Source organism: Amycolatopsis sp. N2S4-7 (assembly GCF_058119595.1).
In genome coordinates this window covers 5698639-5720661 of record NZ_CP172299.1, presented here as the reverse complement: position 1 = coordinate 5720661, position 22023 = coordinate 5698639, and the positions used below count along the sequence as shown (strand labels likewise).

Here is a 22023-nt window from a genome sequence, read left to right as displayed (position 1 = left end):
GCGGGCGTAGCCGGGATGGCCGGGATGCCGGCCGCCTTCCGCTGATCAGGTGATCGGCCCGCGGGCGTAGCCGGGGTGCACGCCCGGGGTGAGGTCCTGGTCGTCGGCGATCTTGGTCAGGAGGGCGTGGAGGGCGGCGCGCTCGTCGTCGGTGAGGGCCGCGGTGATCGCGCGCTCGTGGGCCATCGCGGTCTGGGCGATCCGGCCCATCAGCGCCTGCCCGGCCGGGCTCAGCTCCAGCGCGTAGAGCCGCCGGTCCTCGGGGTTGCGGCGGCGCTCGACCAAGCCGCGTTTCTCGAGGCCGTCGACCAGCGCCACCAGCCGCGTCGGCGGGGTGCCCAGCTGGGCCGCGATCGCCTGCTGGCTCTGCCCCGGCCGCGTCGCCACCAGCCGCAGCAGGCCGACCTGCGGCGGGGTCAGCTCCAGCTCGGCGATGCGCTCGGTGAACCGCTGCGCCGCGTGCGCGCCGACCTGGGCCAGCAGGAACGCGCTGCCGAACCGGGGAGCTTCCATGGCCGGAACGATAGTCGTTGACAATCGATTACACCAGTGTAATCGTTTACGGCATGAAACGAATTGCGATCACCGCCTACGCCGTGTTCACCATCGCCGGGGGAGTCCTCGGCGCCACCGGGACCCGACCCGACTCGTCCGCCGCCGAAATCTCCGCGTACTACGCCGCTCACCAGGGCCTCGTCCAGCTCCTGGCCCTGGTCGTCTTCGGCGCCGGGCTGTCCCTCGCGACGTGGACCGCGGCCGCGGGACCGCCCCGGCTCGGCTGCGCGGGCGGCCTGCTGGCGTCGGGTTCGCTGCTCCTGAGCGGACTGGTCACCTGGACCGCGGCCCAGTCGGCCGACCCCGCCGTCGCCCGCGCCTTCACCTCGCTGGCCTTCGCGAGCGGTGCCTTCGGGTTCGCCGTGCCGCTCGCGCTGCTCATCGCGGCCGTGGCCCGAACCGAACGCACGTGGCTGGCCGTCACCGGGTACGTCGTCGCCGCGCTCGCCGCGCTTTCGGCGTTCGGCATGCTGACGTCCGCGCTCTACCCGCTGATCCCGGTCGGCCGCTTCGGTGGCCTCATCTGGCTGGTACTGGCGAGCTTCGTGAAGCGACCCGACTAATCTCAACCCATGTCACGCGCAAGCCTGGACAAGGACCCGCACGAAGTCGCCGCGATGTTCGACGGCGTCGCGGACGGGTACGACCGGGCGAACTCGTTCATGACCTTCGGCTTCGACCGGCGCTGGCGCACCACCACCGCCCGCGTGCTCGACGCCCGCCGCGGCGAGAAGGTCCTGGACCTCGCCGCCGGCACCGGGGTGTCCACCGTCGAGTACGCCCGCGGTGGCGCCTGGTGCCTGGCCGCCGACTTCTCGTTCGGCATGCTCCGCGCCGGGCTGCACCGCAAGGTCCCGATGGTCGCGGCGGACGCGCTGAACCTGCCGTTCGCCGACGAGAGCTTCGACGCCGTGACGATCTCCCTCGCACTGCGCAACTTCGTCGACCCGAAGGCCGCGCTCACCGAGATCGCCCGCGTGGTCAAGCCGGGCGGCCGCCTGGTGATCTGCGAGGTCTCGACGCCGCCGTTCGCGCCGATCCGGTTCATCCACCGGCGGTTCATGCTGCGGCTGCTCACCTGGGTCGGCAAGCGGACGTCGTCCAACCCCGAGGCCTACTCCTACCTGGCCGAATCCATGCTCACCTGGCCCGACCAGCGCACGCTCGGCGAGATCATCGCGAGCGCGGGCTGGGCCGACGTCGAGTGGTTGAACCTCACATTCGGCGTCGTGGCGATCCACCGCGCCCGAAAGCCCGCATAAACTGCGGCCATGAGCCGTCGTAGCCCTGACCAGGACGCCGAAGTCATCGTCGTCGGCGCCGGACCCGCTGGGTCCACCGTGGCCACCTACCTGGCCCGCGCGGGCGTCGACGTGCTGCTGCTGGAGAAGACCGAGTTCCCGCGCGAGAAGGTCTGCGGCGACGGCCTGACCCCGCGTGGCGTCAAGCAGCTCATCGACCTGGGGATCGACACGAGCGAGGACGCGGGCTGGGTGCACAGCCGCGGCTTGCGGATCCTCACCGGCGACCTCACGCTCGAGCTCGACTGGCCGGACCTGACGAGCTACCCGCCGTACGGCGTTTCCCGCACCCGCCACGACTTCGACGACCTGCTCGCGAAGCTCGCGGTGAAGGCCGGCGCGCGGCTGTACGAGCGCACCACGGTCACCGGCGCGATCACCAGCCCGGCGGGGCGCGTGGTCGGCGTCGAGGCGAAGGTCGGCCCGGAGCGGACGCCGGTGAGCTACCGGGCGCCACTGGTCCTGGCCTGCGACGGCGTCTCCGCGCGGCTCGCGCTGAGCGTCGGCATCCAGAAGAACGAGAAGCGCCCGATGGGCGTCGCGGTGCGCCAGTACTACAAGAGCCCGCGCCACGACGACCCGTTCATCGAGGGCCACCTCGAGCTGTGGGACCGCTCCGACCCGCGCGACCCGAAGCTGCTGCCGGGCTACGGCTGGGCGTTCCCGCTCGGCGACGGCACGGTCAACGTCGGCCTCGGCATGCTCTCGACGTCGGCGTCGTTCCGGAACACCGACTACCGCGCGCTGCTGCGCCAGTGGCTCGACGGGACGCCGGAGGAGTGGGGCTACCGCGAGGAGAACGCGATCGGCAAGGTCGGCGGCGCCGGCCTCCCGATGGGTTTCAACCGCACCCCGCACTACCGCGACGGCCTGCTGCTGCTCGGCGACGCGGGCGGCATGGTCAGCCCGTTCAACGGCGAAGGCATCTCGGCCGCGATGGAGTCCGCGCAGATCGCCGCGGAAGTCGTCGTGCAGGCGCTCGCGCGCCGCGAAGGGCCTTCGCGGGAGCGGGCGCTGGAGGCGTACCCGCGCGCGGTCGGCGAGCTGATGGGTGGCTACTACCAGCTGGGCAACGTCTTCGCGAAGATCATCGGCAAGCCGAAGATCATGCACGCCTGCACCAAGTACGGGCTGCGCATCAACAAGCTCCTGCCGCTGGTCTACAAGGGCCTGTCGGGCTGCTACGACGCCAAGGGCGGCGACGGCGTCGACCGCCTGATCTCGGCACTGGCCCGGGTCACCCCGACCCCGCGCTGACCGGCTTACGAGGCCCCGGCAGGACTTCCGTGCCGGGGCCTGTTCGCGCGCGGACACACGAGTGGCCTAGCAAGTTGGCCGTGCGGTCAGTGGGATAGCTCACACGCCGCCGTCCGGATTGTCCGGCCCTCAGGCGATCTTGAACGGCCTTCGCGCAGGTCGCACGCGCGGCGTTGCCACGCCGTGACAACGATGGCAGCCGAACTTAGGGCACCCTCATAACACGGGCCCCTAGGGACAAGAATGTGAGTCGCGTCCTACACTCCCCCCATGCTTTGTGAATCCCTTCACATCCACGACGAGTGGCTTGTGAACTATTTCACAAGCACCTCGCGGTCCAGCCACGGGCCGTAAGGAGACCCTGACCCTCGGCGGTGTGACCCAGGTCCCTTAGGGTGCCGACGAGGCTCAAGCGGTTCCCACCACAAGCAAAACCGCAGCGGCGCGGAAAGGATGGCGAAGACCCCGTGCTGACGTTGCTGACCCGAACCGACACGGTGCAGCTGGCTCAAGAGGCCCCGAGCCTGAAGCCCTACCTGCCCCTGGTCCTGTTGTTCGTGCTGGCGCTCGGTTTCGCCGTGTTGTCGGTCCTGCTGGGCCCGCTCGTCGGCCCGAGCCGGTACAACAAGGCCAAGCTCGCCGCGTACGAGTGCGGCATCGAGCCGTCCCCGCAGCCGCTCGTCGGCGGCGGCCGGATGCCGGTGGCGTACTACATCACCGCGATGCTGTTCATCCTGTTCGACATCGAGATGGTCTTCCTCTACCCGTTCGCCGTGCAGGCGGACGCGCTGGGCACGTTCGGCCTGGTGGAGATCCTGCTGTTCATCGCGACGGTCGGCTTCGCGTACGCCTACGTGTGGCGGCGCGGCGGCCTGGATTGGAACTAGACCCATGGGCCTCGAAGAGAAACTCCCCAACGGCATCCTGCTGGCCAGCCTCGAAGGCCTCGTCAACTGGGCGCGGAAGAACTCGATGTGGCCGGCCACCTTCGGCCTCGCCTGCTGCGCGATCGAGATGATGACCGTCGGCGGCTCCCGGTACGACATCGCCCGCTTCGGCATGGAGCGCTTCAGCGCGACGCCGCGGCAGGCCGACCTGATGATCGTCGCCGGCCGGGTCACCCAGAAGATGGCCCCGGTCCTGCGTCAGATCTACGACCAGATGGCCGAGCCCAAGTGGGTGCTCGCCATGGGCGTCTGCGCCTCCTCCGGCGGCATGTTCAACAACTACGCCGTGGTCCAGGGCGTCGACCACATCGTGCCGGTCGACATGTACCTGCCTGGCTGCCCGCCGCGGCCGGAGATGCTGCTGGACGCGATCCTCAAGCTGCACGCCAAGATCCAGGACGAGCCGATCAACGCCCGCCGCGCCGCCATCCGCGCCGCCAGCGGGGCCCGCACCGAGCTCGTCGCGTCGTCGATCAAGTACGCGAAGAAGTAGAGCGATGACTGAGAACCCCCAACCCGGCGAAGAGCAGTCCAGCGCCGAACGTGCCGAGACGGGCCTGACGGCCAACGCGCCCGGCTCGGCCGAACCCGTCGTCACGGGCCGCGAGCGCCAGGGCATGTTCGGCGTGCACGGCACCGGCGACACCTCCGGCTACGGCGGCGTCCGGCTCCCGGCGTACAGCCCGGCCCCGGCCGAGCGCCCGTACGGCGGCTGGTTCGACCAGTTCGCCGACGAGTTCTACGCCGCGCTGGCCGAGCACAAGATCCCGGCCGAGGCGGTCCTGCAGACCACGGTCGACCGCGGCGAGATCACCTTCTACGTCGCCCGCGAGCAGCTGCCCGCGATCGCGAAGGTGCTGCGCGACGACGGCGGCCTCCGGTTCGAGCTGCTCAGCTCGGTGTCCGGCGTGGACTACGGCGTCGACGTGCCGCAGCGGCTGCACGCGGTCTACCACTTCACGTCGCTGACCTACCGGCGCCGGATCCGCCTCGAGGTCACGCTCGACATCGAGGACGCGCACGTGCCGTCGCTGGTCGGGATCTACCCGACCGCCGACTGGCAGGAGCGCGAGACCTGGGACATGTTCGGCATCGTCTTCGACGGCCACCCGGCGCTGACCCGCATCCTCATGCCGGACGACTGGGACGGCCACCCCCAGCGCAAGGACTACCCGCTCGGCGGGATCCCGGTCGAATACAAGGGCGCGGAGATCCCGCCGCCGGACCAGCGGAGGTCGTACTCGTGAGCACCGAGAACCTTTCCGACGTCACGACCGGCACCGACACGAGCGCGCCGGGCAGCGACAGCAGCGACGACGTCAACTACGCCGATTCCCGTGACACGACCGAAGGCCGCGTCTACTCGGTCTCCGGCGGCGACTGGGACGACGTCATCGCCGACGCGGCGCACGACGAGCGCATGGTCATCAACATGGGCCCGCAGCACCCGTCGACGCACGGCGTGCTCCGGCTCGTGCTGGAGATGGAGGGCGAGACCGTCACGCAGCTGCGGTCGGTCATCGGCTACCTGCACACCGGCATCGAGAAGAACTGCGAGTACCGCACCTGGACCCAGGGCGTCACCTTCGTGACGCGCATGGACTACCTGGCGCCGCTGTCGACGGAGATGGCGTACTGCCTCGCCGTCGAGAAGCTGCTGCAGGTCGAGGCCCCGCGCCGCGCGCAGTTGCTGCGCGTCATGCTGCTGGAGATCAACCGGATCGGCTCGCACCTGGTCTACATCGCCACCGGCGGCATGGAGCTCGGCGCCACCACCGCGATGACGCTCGGCTTCCGCGAGCGCGAAGAGGTCCTCCACCTGCTGGAGCACCTGACCGGCCTGCGGATGAACCACGCGTTCATCCGCCCCGGCGGCCTCGCGCAGGACATGCCGGCGGACTACCACGAGAAGGTCAGCGAATTCATCAAGACGATGAAGAAGCGCCTTCCGCTGTACGACAAGCTGTTCACCGGGCAGCCGATCTGGCGCAACCGCCTCAAGGGCGTCGGGTACCTGCCGGTCGACGCGTGCCTCGCGCTCGGCGTCACCGGCCCGGTGCTGCGCAGCGCCGGCCTGCCGTGGGACCTGCGCAAGACCGAGCCGTACTCCTGCTACGACGAGTTCGACTTCGACGTCCCGGTCGACAACGGCGCCGACTGCTGGTCGCGCTACCTGATCCGGGTGCACGAGATGCACGAGAGCCTCAAGATCATCGAGCAGTGCCTCGAGAAGCTCGAGCCGGGCCCGGTCATGGTGGCGGACAAGAAGATCGCGTGGCCCGCGCAGCTGTCCATCGGCAGCGACGGCATGGGCAACTCGCTCGAGCACGTCAAGAAGATCATGGGCCAGTCCATGGAGTCCCTGATCCACCACTTCAAGCTGGTCACCGAGGGCTTCAAGGTGCCGGCCGGGCAGGTGTACGTGCCGGTCGAGTCGCCGCGCGGCGAGCTGGGGGCGCACCTGGTCTCCGACGGCGGCACCCGGCCGCTGCGGGTCCACGTGCGCGAACCGAGCTTCGTGAACCTGCAGTCGATGCCCGCAATGGCCGAAGGCGGCCTGGTCGCGGACGTGATCGCCGCGATCGCCTCGATCGACCCCGTCATGGGGGGAGTGGACCGATGACCTCTGCAGTTCCCGAGCCGGGCCCGAACTACGCCGCGGCAACGCACGCCGCGGCCGGGCCGGACACCGACGTCGTCGCCATCGCGCCGGACCCCAATGTCGCAGCCGCGATCATCACCGAGACGCCGCTGGAAGACATCTTCGACGCGGACGTCCACGCCAAGGCGCAGGACCTGATCGCGCGCTACCCGATGTCCCGCTCGGCGCTGCTGCCGATGCTGCACCTCGTGCAGTCGGTGCAGGGCTACGTCAGCCAGGAGGGCATCGCGTTCTGCGCGCGGCAGCTCGACCTGTCCGACGCCGAGGTCAGCGCGGTCGCGACGTTCTACACGATGTACAAGCGCAAGCCCTGCGGCGAGCACCTCGTCAGCGTCTGCACCAACACGCTGTGCGCGGCCATGGGCGGCGACGCGATCTACAAGAAGCTCCAGACGCACCTCGGCTCCGAAGAGGAACCGCTGGGGCACAACGAGACCGCGGGCACGCCGAACGAGCCGGGCTCGATCACCCTCGAGCACGCCGAGTGCCTCGCGGCCTGCGACCTCGCGCCGGTCATCCAGGTCAACTACGAGTACTTCGACAACCAGACCGAGGAGAAGGCCGTCGCCCTGGTCGACGCGCTGCAGGCGGGCAAGAAGCCGGCCCCGACGCGCGGCGCGCCGCTGACCAGCTTCAAGGGCGCCGAGCTGCAGCTCGCCGGGTTCTTCCCGGAGGACGAGGCGACCTACCGCGCCGACGTCGACGGTCCTTCGCAGGCCGTCGAGACGCTGCGGGGCGCGAAGCTCGCCCAGGACCGCGGCTGGGTCGCCCCGGTCGCGCAGGACGTCCCTCTCCCAGAAGTGGAGAAGAAGTAATGGCCGACCCCATCACTCCGGTCCTCACGAAGCGCTGGCTGTCCCCGAACTCCTGGCAGATCGGGACGTACGAAGCACTCGAGGGCTACACCGCCGTCCGCAAGGCCCTCGCCGGGACGCCGGAGCAGCTCGTCCAGCTGGTCAAGGACTCCGGCCTGCGCGGCCGCGGCGGCGCGGGCTTCCCGGCCGGCATCAAGTGGTCCTTCATGCCACCGAACTTCGACAAGCCGCACTACCTGGTGATCAACGCCGACGAAGGCGAGCCGGGGACCTGCAAGGACATCCCGCTGATGATGGCGGACCCGCACTCGCTGATCGAGGGCTGCATCATCGCCTCGTACGCGATGCGGTCGAACCACTGCTTCATCTACGTCCGCGGCGAGGCGCTGCACTGCATCCGCCGGCTCAACGCGGCCGTGCGCGAAGCCGAAGCGGCGGGCTACCTCGGCGAGAACATCCTCGGCTCCGGCTTCGACCTCAAGATCACCGTGCACGCCGGCGCCGGCGCGTACATCTGCGGCGAAGAGACGGCCCTGCTCGACTCCCTCGAGGGCCGCCGCGGCCAGCCGCGGCTCAAGCCGCCGTTCCCTGCCGCAGCGGGTCTTTACGCCGCACCGACCACGGTCAACAACGTCGAGACCATCGCGAGCGCGCCGTTCATCGTCAACGGCGGCTCCAGCTGGTTCCGCGAGATGGGCCGCGAGAAGTCGCCCGGCCCGAAGATCTACTCGATCTCCGGCCACGTCGAGAAGCCCGGCCAGTACGAGTGCCCGCTCGGCACGACGCTGCGCGAGCTGCTGGACATGGCGGGCGGCATGAAGGACGGCATCCCGCTCAAGTTCTGGACCCCGGGCGGTTCGTCCACCCCGATGTTCACCGCCGAGCACCTCGACGTTCCCCTGGACTTCGAAGGCGCGGCGGAAGCGGGCTCCATGCTCGGCACCACCGCCGTCCAGGTCTTCAACGAGACCGTGTCGGTGCCGTGGGCCGTGATGAAGTGGACGCAGTTCTACGAGCACGAGTCCTGCGGCAAGTGCACGCCGTGCCGCGAAGGCACGTACTGGCTGGCGCAGATCCTCGAGCGCATGGTCGAGGGCCACGGCACCGAGGAGGACATCGACACCCTCCTCGACGTCTGCGACAACATCCTCGGCCGGTCGTTCTGCGCCCTCGGCGACGGCGCGGTGTCGCCGATCACCAGCGGCATCAAGTACTTCCGCGAGGAGTTCCTCGCGCTGTGCGAGAAGAACCGGCACGAACAGACCAAGCCCGAACTCGTGGGAGCGCAGGCATGACGATCGCGCCCGACAAGCCCGAAACGGCCGAGACGCCGGTCCCCGAAGGCCACGTCAAGCTGGTCATCGACGGCGAAGAGGTCATCGCCCCCAAGGGCGAGCTGCTGATCCGCACGGCCGAGCGCCTCGGCACGGTCATCCCGCGGTTCTGCGACCACCCCCTCCTCGACCCGGCGGGCGCCTGCCGCCAGTGCCTGGTCGAGGTCGAGATGGGCGGCCGTCCGATGCCGAAGCCGCAGGCGTCCTGCACGATGACCGTCGCCGACGGCATGGTCGTCAAGACGCAGCTGACGTCGCCGGTCGCGGACAAGGCCCAGCAGGGCGTGATGGAGCTCCTGCTCATCAACCACCCGCTGGACTGCCCGATCTGCGACAAGGGCGGCGAGTGCCCGCTGCAGAACCAGGCGCTGGCCCACGGCCGCACGGACTCCCGGTTCGTCGACACGAAGCGGACGTTCCCGAAGCCGCTGCCGATCTCGACCCAGGTGCTGCTGGACCGCGAACGCTGCGTGCTCTGCCAACGCTGCACCCGGTTCTCCGCGCAGATCGCCGGCGACCCGTTCATCGAGCTCCTCGAACGCGGTGCCCACCAGCAGATCGGCACGGCGGAGACGGCGGACGTGCTGGACCTGGCTTCGCGGACGACGTCCGGGCAGCCGTTCCAGAGCTACTTCTCCGGCAACGTCATCCAGATCTGCCCGGTCGGCGCCCTCACGAGCGCCGCCTACCGGTTCCGCTCCCGCCCGTTCGACCTGGTGTCCTCGCCGAGCGTCTGCGAGCACTGCTCGTCCGGCTGCGCCGAGCGGACCGACTTCCGGCGCGGCAAGGTCCAGCGCAAGCTGGCCGGCGACGACCCCGAGGTCAACGAGGAGTGGATCTGCGACAAGGGCCGCTTCGCCTTCCGCTACACGACGGCCGAAGACCGCATCCGCCGCCCGCTGGTCCGCAACCGCGACACCGGTGAGCTGGAGGAGGCGTCCTGGACCGACGCGCTGCGCATCGCGGCGGCCGGTCTCACCGAAGCCCGCTCGAGCGGCGGCGTCGGTGTCCTGCCCGGTGGCCGGCTGACCGTCGAGGACGCCTACGCGTACTCGAAGTTCGCCCGGGTCGCCCTGCAGACCAACGACGTCGACTTCCGCGCCCGCCCGCATTCGGCCGAGGAGCTCGCGTTCCTCACCTCGCACGTCGTGGGCGTGACGCCGGAGTCCGGCGTCACCTTCGGCGAGATCGAGCGGGCCCGCACGGTGCTGTGCGTGGCGTTCGAGCCCGAGGACGAGGCGCCGATCGTGTTCCTTCGGCTGCGCAAGGCGGCCCGCCGGAACCGCACCCGGGTCGTCCACTTGGGACAGTGGACGACGTCGTCGGTGCGCAAGACGTTCGGCGAGCTGCTCGCCTGCGTCCCCGGCCAGGAGGCCGCGGCCGTCGAGGGCATCGCCAAGCACGCGCCGGACCTCGACGAGGCCCTGCGCGGTGAAGGCGCCGTCGTCCTGGTCGGCGAGCGCGTCGCCGCGATCCCCGGCCTGTTCTCGGCCCTGCACGACCTGGTGGAGCGCACCGGCGTCCGGCTCGCGTGGATCCCGCGCCGCGCCGGTGACCGGGGCGCGCTGGAGACCGGCTGCGTGCCGTCGCTGCTGCCCGGCGGCCGCCGGGTGGGTGACGACGCCGCCCGCGTCGCCGTCGAAAACGCCTGGGGCGTCCCGATCCCGGCCGCGCCGGGCCGCGACGCGACCGACATCCTGCTGGCCGCGTCGGCGGGTGAGCTCGGCGGCCTGGTTGTCGGCGGTGTCGACCCGTTCGACCTGCCGGACCCGGCCCTCGCGCTGCGCGCGTTGACCAGCGCCGGGTTCGTCGTCAGCCTCGAGCTGCGGCACAGCGCGGTGACCGAGCGCGCGGACGTCGTGCTCCCGGTGGCCGCGTCGGACGAGAAGGCCGGCAGCTACCTCAACTGGGAGGGCCGCACCCGCCCGTTCGACGTCACCCTCGAAGGCACCGGCGCCCTGCCGGACTGCCGGGTGCTCGACACCCTCGCCGTCGAGATGGACGCGGACCTGTTCACGCAGACGCCGTCCGCCGCGCGGGCCGACTTCGAGAAGCTCGGCCCGGCCTCGGCGCTGCGCTGGGGTCACGTCCCGGCCGAGGTCGCGGCACCCGCGACCCCGGGTGCCGGGCAGGCGGTTCTGTCGACCTGGCGCCAGCTGATCGACAACGGGTCGCTGCAGGACGGTGAGCCGCACCTGAAGGGCACCCAGCGCACGCCGGTCGCGCGGCTGTCCGCGAAGACCGCCGAAGGGCTCGGCACCACCGTGAAGGTGAGCACCGAACGCGGCTCGATCACGTTGCCGGTCGAGGTCGCCGACCTGCCCGACGGCGTGGTCTGGCTGCCCGGCAACTCCGACGGCTCCGCCGTGGGCAAGACGCTCGGCGCCGGTCACGGCGCCGTGGTGAACCTCGCTGGGGGTGGACAGTGACACCGTTGCTGACTGAGGCGGCCGTCGGGAGCGTGCCCGATGCGGCGACCCGCGCGGCGCTGCTGGCGGACGACCCGTTCTGGCTGATCCTGCTGAAGTCCGTGGTCATCCTGCTGATCGGGCCGATCATGACGATCTTCCTGATCGTCTGGGAGCGCAAGGCGGTCGGCCGGATGCAGAACCGGCCCGGCCCCAACCGGGTCGGCCCGGGCGGCTACCTGCAGTCCCTGGCGGACGCGATCAAGCTGCCGTTCAAGGAACAGATCATCCCGGACACCGCCGACCGCAAGGTGTACTTCCTCGCGCCGGTGCTCTCCGCGGTCCCCGCGCTGATCGCGCTGTCGGCCATCCCGTTCGGGCCGGTCGTGTCGATCTTCGGCGAGCGGACCGTGCTGCAGCTGCTCGACCTGCCGGTCAGCGCGCTGGTGATCCTGGCCTGCTCCTCGATCGGCGTCTACGGCATCGTGCTCGCCGGCTGGTCGTCCGGCTCGCCGTACCCGCTGCTCGGCGGCCTCCGCAGCGCCGCGCAGGTGATCTCCTACGAGATCGCGATGGGCCTGTCGATCGTCGCGGTGATCCTGCAGGCCGGTTCGCTGGACCTGGCCGACATCGTCGCCAAGCAGCAGCCGGTGTGGTTCCTCTACCTGGTCCCGAGCTTCGTGATCTACCTGATCTCGATGGTCGGCGAGACCAACCGCGCCCCGTTCGACCTCCCCGAGGCCGAGTCGGAGCTGGTCGGCGGTTTCCACACCGAGTACAGCTCGATGAAGTTCGCGATGTTCTTCCTCGCCGAGTACGTCAACATGGTGATCGTTTCGGCGTTCGCCACCACGCTGTTCCTCGGCGGCTGGATGGCCCCGTGGCCGCTGTCGCTGATCGGGAACAACGTGCTCAACACCGGCTGGTGGCCGGTGCTGTGGTTCTTCGCGAAGATGTTCGTCCTGCTGTTCGGGTTCATCTGGCTGCGCGGCACGCTTCCCCGCCTGCGCTACGACCAGTTCATGCGCCTGGGCTGGAAGGTCCTGGTCCCGCTGAACCTGGTGTGGATCGTCATGGTGACCTTCGCGAAGGTCATCACCTGGAACACCGCGTCCGTCATCATCGCCGCGGTCGCGATCTTCATCGTCGTCGCCCTGTTCTTCTACGTCCGCGCCGCGGGCCGCGAGGAGGAGAGCGAAAGCGTGCCGGTGACCGGTGGCGGTTTCCCGGTCCCGCCGCTGGACCTCAAGGTCCCGCAGACCACCCCGCGTCAGAAGGCTTTGGCCAAGGCCGAGGCCAAGGCGGCCCGCCGCAAGCCGGCGGCCGTCGGTACCGCAAAGGAAGGAGCGCAAGATGGGGTTTCTTGATCCCGTCAAGGGCTTCGGCGTCACCTTCGGGATGATGTTCAAGAAGGTCGCCACCGAGGAGTACCCGGAGGCCGGCGCACCCGCCGCTCCGCGCTACCACGGCCGGCACCAGCTGAACCGCCACCCGGACGGCCTCGAGAAGTGCGTCGGCTGCGAGCTGTGCGCGTGGGCGTGCCCGGCGGACGCGATCTTCGTCGAGGGCGGTGACAACACCGAGGAGGCCCGGTACTCGCCGGGCGAGCGGTACGGCGCGGACTACCAGATCAACTACCTGCGCTGCATCGGCTGCGGCCTCTGCATCGAGGCGTGCCCGACGCGGTCGCTGACGATGATCAACTTCTACGAGCTGGCCGACGACGACCGTCAGCGGCTGATCTACACGAAGGAAGATCTGCTCGCCCCGCTGCTGCCCGGCATGGAGCAGCCGCCGCACCCGATGCGGCTCGGCGACAACGAGCAGGACTACTACGTGAACGGTCCACAGCTCGAAGCACGCTTCTCAGCTGAGAGCTCATCGACACAGCCGGCTCGCGGCGGGGAGGCGACGAAGTGATCGCCGCACTCCTGGCCCAGACCCCGACCGGGGCCGCCGCGGGCGTCACCACCGGCGAGGCCGTCGCGTTCTGGATCCTCGGCCCGGTCGCCCTGCTCGGCGCGCTCGGCATGATCTTCTCCCGCAACGCCGTCCACTCGGCGCTGTGGCTGGTGCTGACCATGCTGAGCCTGGGCGCGCTGTACATGATCCAGTCGGCGCCGTTCCTCGGCTTCACGCAGATCATCGTCTACACCGGCGCGATCATGATGCTGTTCCTGTTCGTGCTGATGCTGGTCGGCCGGGAGAGCTCCGACTCGGTGGTCGAAGTCCTGCGTGGACAGCGGCTGGCCGCGACCGTGCTCGGCATCGGCCTGGCCGCGCTGCTGGCGACCGGCATCTACCGGGCGCTGGACAACGTCACCCCGGCCACCCCGCTCGACTCGGCCACCCCGGCGGGCGGCGGGCCGAAGGGCCTGGGCCGGCTGATCTTCACCGACTACCTCTTCCCGTTCGAGCTGACGTCGGCGCTGCTCATCACCGCCGCGGTCGGCGCGATGGTGCTGGCCTTCACCGACCGGCACGGCAAGGGCGGGAAGCAGACGCAGAAGGAACTGGTCGTCGCCCGCTTCCGCGGCGAGCACGACCGGCCGTCGCCGCTGCCCGGCCCGGGTGTCTTCGCCACGGCGAACTCGGTGGCCACCCCGGCGCTGCTGCCGGACGGCTCGGTCGCGCCGGAGTCGCTGTCGGTGCTCATCGAGTCCACCTCGGCGATCGAGCTGGCGAAGGAACGCAAGCTCGTCGCCGACGACACGCCGCACCCGGACGCGCACGCGCTGGTCGGCTCCGACTCTTCGGAAACCGAGGGGGAGAAGGCATGACCCCGACGTACTACCTGCTGCTTTCGGCGCTGCTGTTCGCGCTCGGCGCGGTCGGCGTGCTGGTGCGGCGCAACGCGATCGTCGTGTTCATGTGCATCGAGCTGATGCTCAACGCGGTGAACCTGTCGCTGGTCACCTTCGCCCGGATCAACGGCGGGCTCGACGGCCAGATCATGGCGTTCTTCGTCATGGTCGTCGCGGCCGCCGAGGTCGTGGTCGGCCTGGCGATCATCATGGCCATCTTCCGCACCCGGCGCTCGGCCTCGGTCGACGACACCAACCTGCTGAAGTACTAGGAGACCCCCGAGTGACCGCATCATCGTGGCTGCTGGTGGCCCTGCCCGGCCTCGGCGCGCTCATCTTGCTGCTCGCGGGCAAGCGAGCCAAGGCCTGGGGGCACCTGCTCGGCTGTGCCACCGTCACGCTCGCCTTCGTCTACGGGCTGATCCTGTTCTTCACGGCCGACGGCAAGGCCACTGTGGACACGAAGGTCTACTCGTGGATCCCGGTCGGCGCGCTGCAGATCGACTTCGGCCTGCGGATCGACGCGCTGTCGCTGACGTTCGTGCTGCTCATCACCGGCGTCGGCATGCTGATCCACTACTACTCGATCGGCTACATGGCCGACGACGAGGGCCGGTACCGCTTCTTCGCGTACCTGAACCTCTTCGTCGCGTCGATGCTGGTCCTGGTGCTGGGCAACAGCTTCGTGACGCTGTACCTCGGCTGGGAGGGCGTGGGTCTCGCGTCCTACCTGCTCATCGGCTGGTACCAGGGCCGCCCGTCCGCCGCGACCGCGGCGAAGAAGGCGTTCCTGATGAACCGCGTCGGGGACGTCGGGCTCGCGCTGGCGATCTTCATCATGTTCAAGTACGCGGGCTCCACCGGGTACGCGCAGGTCTTCCAGGCGGTCGCCGACGGCAAGTTCTCGCCGGGCGCGATCACCGCGATGGCGGTCCTGCTCCTGCTGGGCGCCTGCGGTAAGTCCGGCCAGTTCCCGCTGCAGGCCTGGCTCCCGGACGCGATGGAGGGCCCGACCCCCGTGTCGGCCCTGATCCACGCCGCAACGATGGTGACGGCGGGCGTCTACCTGGTGGCCCGCTCGAAGGACATCTTCAACGCCACCGAGGACGGCAGGCTGATCGTCACGCTGGTCGGCACGGTGACGCTGCTGCTCGGGTGCGTCATCGGCTGCGCGTACGACGACATCAAGAAGGTGCTCGCGTACTCCACGGTCAGCCAGATCGGCTACATGATGCTGGCCGTCGGGCTCGGGCCCGTCGCGTACGCGCTGGGCATCATGCACCTGGTTGCGCACGGCTTCTTCAAGGCCGGGCTGTTCCTCGGGGCCGGGTCGGTCATGCACGCCATGAACGACGAGGTCGACATGCGGAAGTTCGGCGGCCTCTGGCGGAAGATGCCGATCACCTTCGCCACCTTCGGGCTCGGCTACCTCGCCCTGGTCGGCTTCCCGCTCCTGTCCGGCTTCTGGACCAAGGACGCGATCATCGAAGCGGCGTTCGGCCAGGAAGGCTGGCGCGGCTGGGTCATGGGTGGCGCCGCACTGCTGGGTGCCGGGCTCACGGCCTTCTACATGACCCGCCTGATGATGATGACGTTCTTCGGCAAGGCCCGCTGGAAGGAACTCAAGTCGGCCGACGGCCACGAGTTCCACCCGCACGAGGCCAAGCCGGTCATGTGGGTGCCGATGGTGATCCTGGCGATCGGCTCGGTGTTCGCCGGCGGGCTCTTCACGCTCAACAAGTCCTTCGTGACCTGGCTGGCCCCGGCGGTCGGCGAGGCACCGGAGGAGCACTTCGGGATCAACAAGTGGCTCATGTCCGCGATCGTCGTCGCGATCTCCCTGGTGGGGGCGCTGATCGCGTGGGCGATCTTCCGCCGTGACGTTCCGGTCGAGCAGCCGCAGCGGGTCTCGTTCGTCACCCGCGCGGCGCGGAAGGACCTGTACGGCAACGCCCTCAACGAGACGCTGGTCGCCCGTCCGGGCACCTGGCTTTCGCGGGCGCTGGTGTTCGTCGACAACCGCGGTGTCGACGGCGCGGTCAACGGCCTGGCCGCCGGCCTCGGTGGCGGCTCCGGCCGGCTGAGGCGGCTCCAGACCGGGTTCGTCCGGTCCTACGCGCTGTCGATGCTCGGCGGCACGTTCCTGCTTCTGGCGGCTCTCCTGCTGGTGAGGTTCTCCTGATGACCTGGTTGCTCATCCTCATCCTGGTGCCGCTCGCCGGTTCCCTGGTGCTGGCGTTCCTCAAGGGGAACGACCGTGCCGCGGTGCTGGCCGCGCTGGGCTTCTCGATCCTCGAGTTCCTGCTGATCATCCCGTTCTGGGCGAGCTACTCGCCGTCCGGCGCGCGGCTGCAGATGACGTCGAGCTTCGACTGGATCCCCAGCTTCGGGGTGCACATCGCGTTCGGCACCGACGGCATCTCGCTGATCATGATCGCGGTGATCGCGCTGCTGGTGCCGATCGTCGTCGGCGGGCTCGGCACGCTGGACAAGCTCCCGGCGGGCCGCAGCGCGGGCGGGTTCCTGTCGCTGATCCTGCTGCAGGAGGCGCTCACGATCGGCGTGTTCGCCGCGACCGACGTCTTCCTGTTCTACGTGCTGTTCGAGATCATGCTGATCCCGATGTACTTCCTGATCGGCGGCTACGGCGGCGCGAACCGGCAGTACGCGGCGGTGAAGTTCTTCCTCTACTCGTTCCTCGGCGGCCTGATCATGCTGGCGTCGGCGATCGGGGCGTACTCGCTGGCGAAGGACAAGCTCGGGCACGGCACCTTCGACTGGGCCACGCTGGTCACGGTCGTCCGCGACGCGCCGCTGTCCACGCAGATCTGGCTGTTCCTCGGCTTCTTCCTGGCGTTCGCGATCAAGGCGCCGCTCGTGCCGTTCCACACCTGGCTGCCGGACGCGGCGGGGGAGGCGCCGATCGGCGTCGCCGTCCTGCTGGTCGGCGTGCTCGACAAGGTCGGCACGTTCGGCTTCCTGCGCTACTGCCTGCCGATGTTCCCGGACGCGAGCAAGACGCTGGCGCCGCTGGTGCTGGTGCTCTCGGTGATCGGTGTCCTCTACGGCTCGATCCTCGCGGCGGGCCAGCGGGACATGAAGCGGTTCATCGCCTACGTCTCGATCGCGCACTTCGGCTTCATCTCGCTCGGCATCTTCGCGTTCAACGAGCAGGCGATGGTCGGCTCGGCGACGTACATGCTGAACCACAGCCTCGCGACCGGCATGCTGATCGTGGTGATCGGCCTGGTCGTCGCGCGCGGCGGGTCGACGCGCATTTCGGACTACGGCGGCATGGCGAAGGTGACCCCGCTGCTGGCGGGCATGTTCCTCCTCGCCGGCCTGTCGACGCTTTCGCTGCCGGGCACCAACTCGTTCGTCTCCGAGTTCCTCGTGCTCATCGGGTCCTTTGTGGACCAGCCGGTGTACACGATCCTCGCGACGGTCGGCATGGTCCTGGCCGCGGCGTACGTCCTCTGGCTCTACCAGCGCGTCATGCAGGGCCCGGTCCGCGGTGACGCGCTGATCGGCGTCGGCGGGGGCCCGGGCACGGCGATGGCGCCGGAGCTGGGCGCGAAGAAGGCCATCACGGACCTGAACGGCCGCGAGATCGCGATCCTGGCGCCGCTGGTCGTGCTGATCCTCGTCCTCGGCTTCTACCCGAAGCCGGTGCTCGACACAGTCACCCCGACGGTGCAGCAGACGCTGTCCGCGGTCCAGGGAGGCAAGTAACCGTGCTCGACATCCTCCTGACGCAGGCACCGGAACCGCCGGTGCAGGTGCCGTCGGTCGACTACCCGGCCGTGCTGCCGGTGCTGATCATCTTCGGTGCGGCGTGCGTGAGCGTGCTGGTCGAGGCGTTCGCCCCGAAGCGGTCCCGGTTCGGCACCCAGGTGGGGCTGAGCCTGCTGGCGATCGTCGGCGCGGGCGTCGCGCTGATCGTGTACGCGACCGGCAACGCGCCCGCGGGCGGCGTGAAGACGTTCAGCGGCGCGATCTCGATCGACCGGCCGGCGTTGTTCCTCTGGGGCACACTGCTCGCCCTCGCGGTCGGCGCGGTGCTGCTGATCTCCGATCGCGTCGTCGAGCCGGGCGGCGCGCTGGTCGCGCAGGCCGGCATCCGCCCGGGCACCGTGCAGGACCGGGCGCAGACGGCGACGGTCATGCAGACCGAGGTGTTCCCGCTGACGCTGTTCGCGCTCGGCGGCATGATGGCGTTCTGCGCGTCGAACGACCTGCTGACCATGTTCATCGCGCTGGAAGTGCTTTCGCTGCCGCTGTACCTCATGTGCGGCCTGGCCCGGCGTCGTCGTCTCCTTTCGCAGGAGGCGGCGGTCAAGTACTTCCTGCTCGGCGCGTTCTCGTCGGCGTTCTTCCTCTACGGCCTCGCGCTGCTGTACGGCTACGCGAACTCCGTGAAGCTGGGCGACATCGCCGCCGCGGCGGCCGGCTCGGACCGTTCGGACACACTGCTGTTCGCCGGCCTCGGCCTGCTGGTGGTCGGCCTGCTGTTCAAGGGCTCGGTCGGCCCGTTCCACACCTGGACGCCGGACGTCTACCAGGGCGCGCCGACGCCGGTGACGGCGTTCATGGCGGCGTGCACGAAGGTCGCCGCGTTCGGCGGGATCCTGCGGGTGCTGTCGGTGGCGTTCGGCTCGACCAGCTGGGAGTGGCGCGGCGTCCTCTGGGGCGTGGCGATCATCTCGATGGTGATCGGCGCGGTGCTCGGCCTGACGCAGACCGACGTCAAGCGCATGATCGCGTACTCGTCGATCGCGCACGCGGGCTTCCTGCTCATCGGCGCGATCGCGATGACCGAGGACGGGCTGTCGAGCACGTTGTTCTACCTGCTGTCGTACGGCTTCACGACGCTGGCGGCGTTCGGCGTGATCAGCCTGGTCCGCGACTCTTCGGGCGAGGCGACGCACCTCTCGGCGTGGGCGGGCCTGGCGAAACGCTCGCCGCTGGTGGCCGCGGTGTTCACGTTCCTGCTGCTGGCGCTGGCGGGCATCCCGTTGACGTCCGGGTTCGTCGGCAAGTTCGTGGTGTTCTCGGCGGCGCTGTCCGACGGAATGGCCCCGCTGGTGGTGATCGCGCTGGTGTTCAGCGCGGTGGCGGCGTTCTTCTACCTGCGGGTGATCGTGCTGATGTACTTCTCGGAGCCGGCCGCGGACGGCCCGTCGGTGTCGGTCCCGGGCTTCGGCACGGGAACGGCGATCTTCCTGGGCACGGCGGTCACGCTGGTGCTGGGCTTGGTCCCGGCGTTCGCTCTCTCGTGGGCGGGCTCGGGCGGGTTCGCTTTCTGAGTTCCTGTTGAGGCCGCCACCCCTTTGGCTGGGGTGGCGGCCTTTTTATTTGAGCTTTCGGCCCAGCAGGTCCCCGGGAAGGACGCTGATGTAGCCGTCGGCGAGCGCGATGCCGACGCGTCCGGCGTCGAGATCGAGGTAGCTGACGGTCTTGTCCCCGGCGTAGAGCTGCCCGACGCCGTAGTGGGGCTGCTGGAAGAGGGCATCGAGCTCTTGGGCTTCCCGGCTGCGCTCGGGGGTGTCGTCGAAGATGTCACTGACGTCCCGGGGCGGCTGGAAGTCCTCCTGCGGCAGCGAGAACGGCTTGATGTCCGCGGCCCGGCCCGGCGGAAGGCGCGAGACGAGGGCGTCGGCGGGATGGGTGTCCGGGGAAACACTCTCGAGCTGAACACCATCCCCCCGGCAGACGACAGCGACGGCGGTCCGTCCCCGAACGGCGACGAGGATCCCGATCTGCTCGGTCATGTCCCGGGCGTAGCCGAAGTACTCGGTGGCCGGCTGGTCGAGCAGCTGCAGGACGTCTTCGAACTCGGGCGTGAAGCCGTTTCCCTGGACGAAGCCGTGTTCGCTGAGCTCTTCGAAAGCTTCTCGGTGGACCCGGTTCCGAGCGGACGGCGGGATGTAGCGGAGCCCTTTCGCCAGGACGGGGTGCGGATCGCCGCAACCGACGTCACGCATGGCGGTGAGCAGGGTGTTCAGCGAGATCAGCATCTACTTCTTGGTCCGGTTTTCGCCGATCACCGGCGGCATCGGCTTTTCGATGAAGCCGCCGAAGGTGCCGTCGGGGTCGGGGTTTTGGAGGTAGGGCGCCTTTTTCTTTTCGCGGTCTTCTTCTTTGCCACCGCGTCCGCCGGCGGGGCCGCCCATGGGCATGCCATTGGCGCCTCGAGCGCCGGCGGGGCCGCGGGACTGGCCGGTCAGGCGTTCCTCGGGGAGGTGGGCTCCGGAGCTGTTGCCGGGGGAGCGCAGGCCGGGCTGGTTGGGGCCTCGGGTACCGGGCTGGTCGGTTCCGCTTCCTGGCCGGTACCCGGTTCCCGGCCCGCTTGAGCCGCCCGGTCCGTTCGATCCGCCTGGCCCGTTCGGCCCGTTGGGCCCGCTTGGCCCGAATCCGCTCGAGTAGCCCCCGGTACCGGGCCCGAAGCCGCCGTAGAGGTTGGTCCCGCCCCCGAGATTGTTGATGGGCTGCCCAGTGGGCCCGAACTGATAGCCCCCTTGAGCCGCGGGCGGCATGACGGGCTTGGGGACGTAGCTGTTGGCGTGGGTGCCGTCCGTGTTCCCAGGCGCCTGGACCTGGTTCTGGAGCTGGTTCTGGAATTGGTTCTGCTGGTTCTGCTGGTTTTGCGTCTGACCCGGGATTTGGTCCCGCCCGGATTGAACGGTCTGCCGGTTTTGCGAGGGAATCTGCGTCTGCCGAGGATCCCGCGCCCACTCGCCGGTATCGGTAGGCCCAGCCTTGCTTTGCGCCTTGTCTTGGGTGCTGTCCCGCGATTCGGTCATGGCAATGGGCGCCCCGGAGTCGGCGAGCTGCGCGTACTGGGCGGGCATCTGAACACCATTGCTGGTACTGGCGGAGTGGTAGGCGCCGAAGGCATCGATATTCGCTTGGCTGTCGGCCTGCCAGCTGGTGACCTTGGTGTGGTAGGACCCAGTCCCTTCCCCATTGAGAGCCCGAAGAAGATCATCAGGCTCAATTTCTGGAGGCTGAGCAGGAACCGGCTTGACGGAGTTCTTGGCGGTACCGAAGGCGTCCATCTGAGCGCCGACAGCAGTCTGGGCATTCCGCAGATGAACAGCATCATCAGCAGCAGCCCGAACCAGAGGAGCCGTCGCATCAGCGGCCGAGTCCCCAGCACCCCCCTGCCAACCGGACATGGTCTTGGCCCGAAGAGCACTGATCCGCTGAGCCCGATCAATCATCCGCTGAGTCAACTGATCGGCACTCTCCTGAGCCGCCCCCAGAGACTGAGTGCCCTTACCGCCCGTGATCTGTTCATAGATCTGAGCGGCAGTAAGCGGTCCTTCGGTGACCATCACTTCACCTCGCGAAGATTGCCCAGTACGGAAGCCGCGACATCGTGCGCCGCCACGCAGGGATCCTTTTTGCCCACATTGCCCTCGGAGAGGGCCACCGACACATCGACGATGTCTTGGTTGCTGGTTCCCAGAGCGATCGCGCAGCTACCCTTGGACCGCAGATCGGATTGCCCGTACGCCACGGTCGGGTAGCCGCCGATCGGATCCATGGGAACGAACAAGGGGAACTTCGTTCCTTGCTGCTGGTAGATCGAAGTGAGGCCACGTCGGTTATTGGTGGCGAAAATAACGGAAACGGTGGCCTGACTGACCGATGTGGGATGCCAAAAGCAGCTGGGGCCTGCCGGGTCGTTCGGATCTTCCTTCGGCTCCACACCTGAACCGAGAAGCGCGGCGATCTGTGCGTCGGTGAGCGTCGTACAGGGCCTTTGCTGAAATTTCGTGGTGTCGATCGGTTCGGCGACGCCGGGCACGCCTGCGCCGGGTAATTGCGTGTCCGGGGCGTCGGTCGGAGACGTGCTCGTGTCGGTGGACGAAGGCGTGGCTGTGCCGTTCTGAGTCGTGGTGCAAGCAGCCGTGATCAGCATGATCGCGCCCAGG

General features: G+C 69.1%; 21 protein-coding genes. 17 read left to right on the top strand and 4 right to left on the bottom strand.

Features of this window, described 5'->3' with window-relative positions; genetic code table 11:
- Positions 1–45 precede the first annotated feature (45 nt).
- Positions 46–513, bottom strand: a complete 468-nt coding sequence (locus ACH54P_RS26735; RefSeq protein ID WP_489906097.1) for a MarR family winged helix-turn-helix transcriptional regulator — start codon at positions 511–513, stop codon at positions 46–48.
- 53 nt (positions 514–566) lie between these two features.
- On the opposite strand from ACH54P_RS26735, the gene ACH54P_RS26730 reads away from it, so the two are divergent.
- From ACH54P_RS26730 to nuoN, 17 genes are all read left to right on the top strand, one after another.
- Entirely contained in the window at positions 567–1118 is a 552-nt protein-coding gene (locus tag ACH54P_RS26730; protein WP_489906096.1) for a DUF4386 domain-containing protein, read from the top strand.
- A gap of 9 nt (positions 1119–1127) precedes the next feature.
- Positions 1128–1817 (top strand): demethylmenaquinone methyltransferase, encoded by a 690-nt coding sequence (locus ACH54P_RS26725; RefSeq protein ID WP_489906095.1) that lies wholly within the window; start codon positions 1128–1130, stop codon positions 1815–1817.
- 9 nt (positions 1818–1826) lie between these two features.
- Positions 1827–3113 (top strand): geranylgeranyl reductase family protein, encoded by a 1287-nt coding sequence (locus ACH54P_RS26720; RefSeq protein WP_489906094.1) that lies wholly within the window; start codon positions 1827–1829, stop codon positions 3111–3113.
- A gap of 467 nt (positions 3114–3580) precedes the next feature.
- Positions 3581–4000, top strand: coding sequence for an NADH-quinone oxidoreductase subunit A (locus ACH54P_RS26715; protein WP_465308443.1), 420 nt, complete (start codon positions 3581–3583; stop codon positions 3998–4000).
- 4 nt (positions 4001–4004) lie between these two features.
- Complete coding sequence (locus ACH54P_RS26710) at positions 4005–4553, top strand: NuoB/complex I 20 kDa subunit family protein (protein WP_086863694.1); 549 nt, start codon at positions 4005–4007, stop codon at positions 4551–4553.
- Positions 4554–4557: 4 nt separating this feature from the next.
- Complete coding sequence (locus ACH54P_RS26705) at positions 4558–5307, top strand: NADH-quinone oxidoreductase subunit C (protein ID WP_489906093.1); 750 nt, start codon at positions 4558–4560, stop codon at positions 5305–5307.
- Positions 5304–6683, top strand: coding sequence for an NADH-quinone oxidoreductase subunit D (locus ACH54P_RS26700; RefSeq protein WP_489906092.1), 1380 nt, complete (start codon positions 5304–5306; stop codon positions 6681–6683). The genes ACH54P_RS26705 and ACH54P_RS26700 overlap by 4 nt, the downstream gene beginning before the upstream one ends.
- Entirely contained in the window at positions 6680–7537 is an 858-nt protein-coding gene (nuoE, locus tag ACH54P_RS26695) for an NADH-quinone oxidoreductase subunit NuoE (protein ID WP_489906091.1), read from the top strand. The genes ACH54P_RS26700 and nuoE overlap by 4 nt, the downstream gene beginning before the upstream one ends.
- Positions 7537–8832, top strand: a complete 1296-nt coding sequence (nuoF, locus tag ACH54P_RS26690; protein WP_489906090.1) for an NADH-quinone oxidoreductase subunit NuoF — start codon at positions 7537–7539, stop codon at positions 8830–8832. Before nuoE ends, nuoF begins: the two co-directional genes overlap by 1 nt.
- A complete protein-coding gene (locus tag ACH54P_RS26685) occupies positions 8829–11300 on the top strand; it encodes an NADH-quinone oxidoreductase subunit G (RefSeq protein ID WP_489906089.1) in 2472 nt (823 codons plus the stop codon). The genes nuoF and ACH54P_RS26685 overlap by 4 nt, the downstream gene beginning before the upstream one ends.
- On the top strand, positions 11297–12646 hold the full coding sequence (nuoH, locus tag ACH54P_RS26680; protein ID WP_489906088.1) for an NADH-quinone oxidoreductase subunit NuoH: 1350 nt from the start codon (positions 11297–11299) through the stop codon (positions 12644–12646). The genes ACH54P_RS26685 and nuoH overlap by 4 nt, the downstream gene beginning before the upstream one ends.
- Positions 12633–13199 carry an NADH-quinone oxidoreductase subunit NuoI gene (nuoI, locus tag ACH54P_RS26675; RefSeq protein WP_489906087.1) on the top strand — a complete coding sequence of 189 codons (567 nt, stop codon included), beginning with the start codon at positions 12633–12635 and terminating at the stop codon, positions 13197–13199. The genes nuoH and nuoI overlap by 14 nt, the downstream gene beginning before the upstream one ends.
- Positions 13196–14059, top strand: coding sequence for an NADH-quinone oxidoreductase subunit J (locus ACH54P_RS26670; protein WP_489906086.1), 864 nt, complete (start codon positions 13196–13198; stop codon positions 14057–14059). The genes nuoI and ACH54P_RS26670 overlap by 4 nt, the downstream gene beginning before the upstream one ends.
- Positions 14056–14355 carry an NADH-quinone oxidoreductase subunit NuoK gene (gene nuoK / locus ACH54P_RS26665; protein ID WP_003081840.1) on the top strand — a complete coding sequence of 100 codons (300 nt, stop codon included), beginning with the start codon at positions 14056–14058 and terminating at the stop codon, positions 14353–14355. The genes ACH54P_RS26670 and nuoK overlap by 4 nt, the downstream gene beginning before the upstream one ends.
- 11 nt (positions 14356–14366) lie before the next feature.
- Complete coding sequence (gene nuoL, locus ACH54P_RS26660) at positions 14367–16265, top strand: NADH-quinone oxidoreductase subunit L (RefSeq protein WP_489906085.1); 1899 nt, start codon at positions 14367–14369, stop codon at positions 16263–16265.
- The gene (locus ACH54P_RS26655; protein ID WP_489906084.1) at positions 16265–17815 is read left to right on the top strand and encodes an NADH-quinone oxidoreductase subunit M; all 1551 of its coding nucleotides are present in this window, start codon (positions 16265–16267) and stop codon (positions 17813–17815) included. The genes nuoL and ACH54P_RS26655 overlap by 1 nt, the downstream gene beginning before the upstream one ends.
- Before the next feature lie 2 nt (positions 17816–17817).
- On the top strand, positions 17818–19389 hold the full coding sequence (gene nuoN / locus ACH54P_RS26650; RefSeq protein WP_489906083.1) for an NADH-quinone oxidoreductase subunit NuoN: 1572 nt from the start codon (positions 17818–17820) through the stop codon (positions 19387–19389).
- A gap of 45 nt (positions 19390–19434) precedes the next feature.
- Here the strand turns inward: nuoN and ACH54P_RS26645 are convergent, their stop codons facing one another.
- From ACH54P_RS26645 to ACH54P_RS26635, 3 genes are read right to left on the bottom strand one after another with little or no spacing between them, the layout of a single operon-like run.
- On the bottom strand, positions 19435–20100 hold the full coding sequence (locus tag ACH54P_RS26645) for an ESX secretion-associated protein EspG (protein WP_489906082.1): 666 nt from the start codon (positions 20098–20100) through the stop codon (positions 19435–19437).
- On the bottom strand, positions 20101–21420 hold the full coding sequence (locus tag ACH54P_RS26640) for a PPE domain-containing protein (protein ID WP_489906081.1): 1320 nt from the start codon (positions 21418–21420) through the stop codon (positions 20101–20103).
- Positions 21420–22010 (bottom strand): DUF3558 domain-containing protein, encoded by a 591-nt coding sequence (locus ACH54P_RS26635; RefSeq protein WP_489906080.1) that lies wholly within the window; start codon positions 22008–22010, stop codon positions 21420–21422. Before ACH54P_RS26635 ends, ACH54P_RS26640 begins: the two co-directional genes overlap by 1 nt.
- Between the last annotated feature and the right edge of the window lie 13 nt (positions 22011–22023).

Bases quoted from the DNA above. Each gene is read 5' to 3' on its own strand.
- nuoF (WP_489906090.1), top strand. From the start codon at position 7,537: ATGGCCGACCCCATCACTCCGGTCCTCACGAAGCGCTGGCTGTCCCCG.
- ACH54P_RS26720 (WP_489906094.1), top strand. From the start codon at position 1,827: ATGAGCCGTCGTAGCCCTGACCAGGACGCCGAAGTCATCGTCGTCGGC.
- ACH54P_RS26705 (WP_489906093.1), top strand. From the start codon at position 4,558: ATGACTGAGAACCCCCAACCCGGCGAAGAGCAGTCCAGCGCCGAACGT.
- ACH54P_RS26635 (WP_489906080.1), bottom strand. From the start codon at position 22,010: ATGCTGATCACGGCTGCTTGCACCACGACTCAGAACGGCACAGCCACG.
- ACH54P_RS26640 (WP_489906081.1), bottom strand. From the start codon at position 21,420: ATGGTCACCGAAGGACCGCTTACTGCCGCTCAGATCTATGAACAGATC.
- nuoK (WP_003081840.1), top strand. From the start codon at position 14,056: ATGACCCCGACGTACTACCTGCTGCTTTCGGCGCTGCTGTTCGCGCTC.
- ACH54P_RS26645 (WP_489906082.1), bottom strand. From the start codon at position 20,100: ATGCTGATCTCGCTGAACACCCTGCTCACCGCCATGCGTGACGTCGGT.
- ACH54P_RS26730 (WP_489906096.1), top strand. From the start codon at position 567: ATGAAACGAATTGCGATCACCGCCTACGCCGTGTTCACCATCGCCGGG.
- ACH54P_RS26735 (WP_489906097.1), bottom strand. From the start codon at position 513: ATGGAAGCTCCCCGGTTCGGCAGCGCGTTCCTGCTGGCCCAGGTCGGC.
- ACH54P_RS26710 (WP_086863694.1), top strand. From the start codon at position 4,005: ATGGGCCTCGAAGAGAAACTCCCCAACGGCATCCTGCTGGCCAGCCTC.
- ACH54P_RS26685 (WP_489906089.1), top strand. From the start codon at position 8,829: ATGACGATCGCGCCCGACAAGCCCGAAACGGCCGAGACGCCGGTCCCC.
- ACH54P_RS26655 (WP_489906084.1), top strand. From the start codon at position 16,265: ATGACCTGGTTGCTCATCCTCATCCTGGTGCCGCTCGCCGGTTCCCTG.
- nuoE (WP_489906091.1), top strand. From the start codon at position 6,680: ATGACCTCTGCAGTTCCCGAGCCGGGCCCGAACTACGCCGCGGCAACG.
- nuoI (WP_489906087.1), top strand. From the start codon at position 12,633: ATGGGGTTTCTTGATCCCGTCAAGGGCTTCGGCGTCACCTTCGGGATG.
- ACH54P_RS26725 (WP_489906095.1), top strand. From the start codon at position 1,128: ATGTCACGCGCAAGCCTGGACAAGGACCCGCACGAAGTCGCCGCGATG.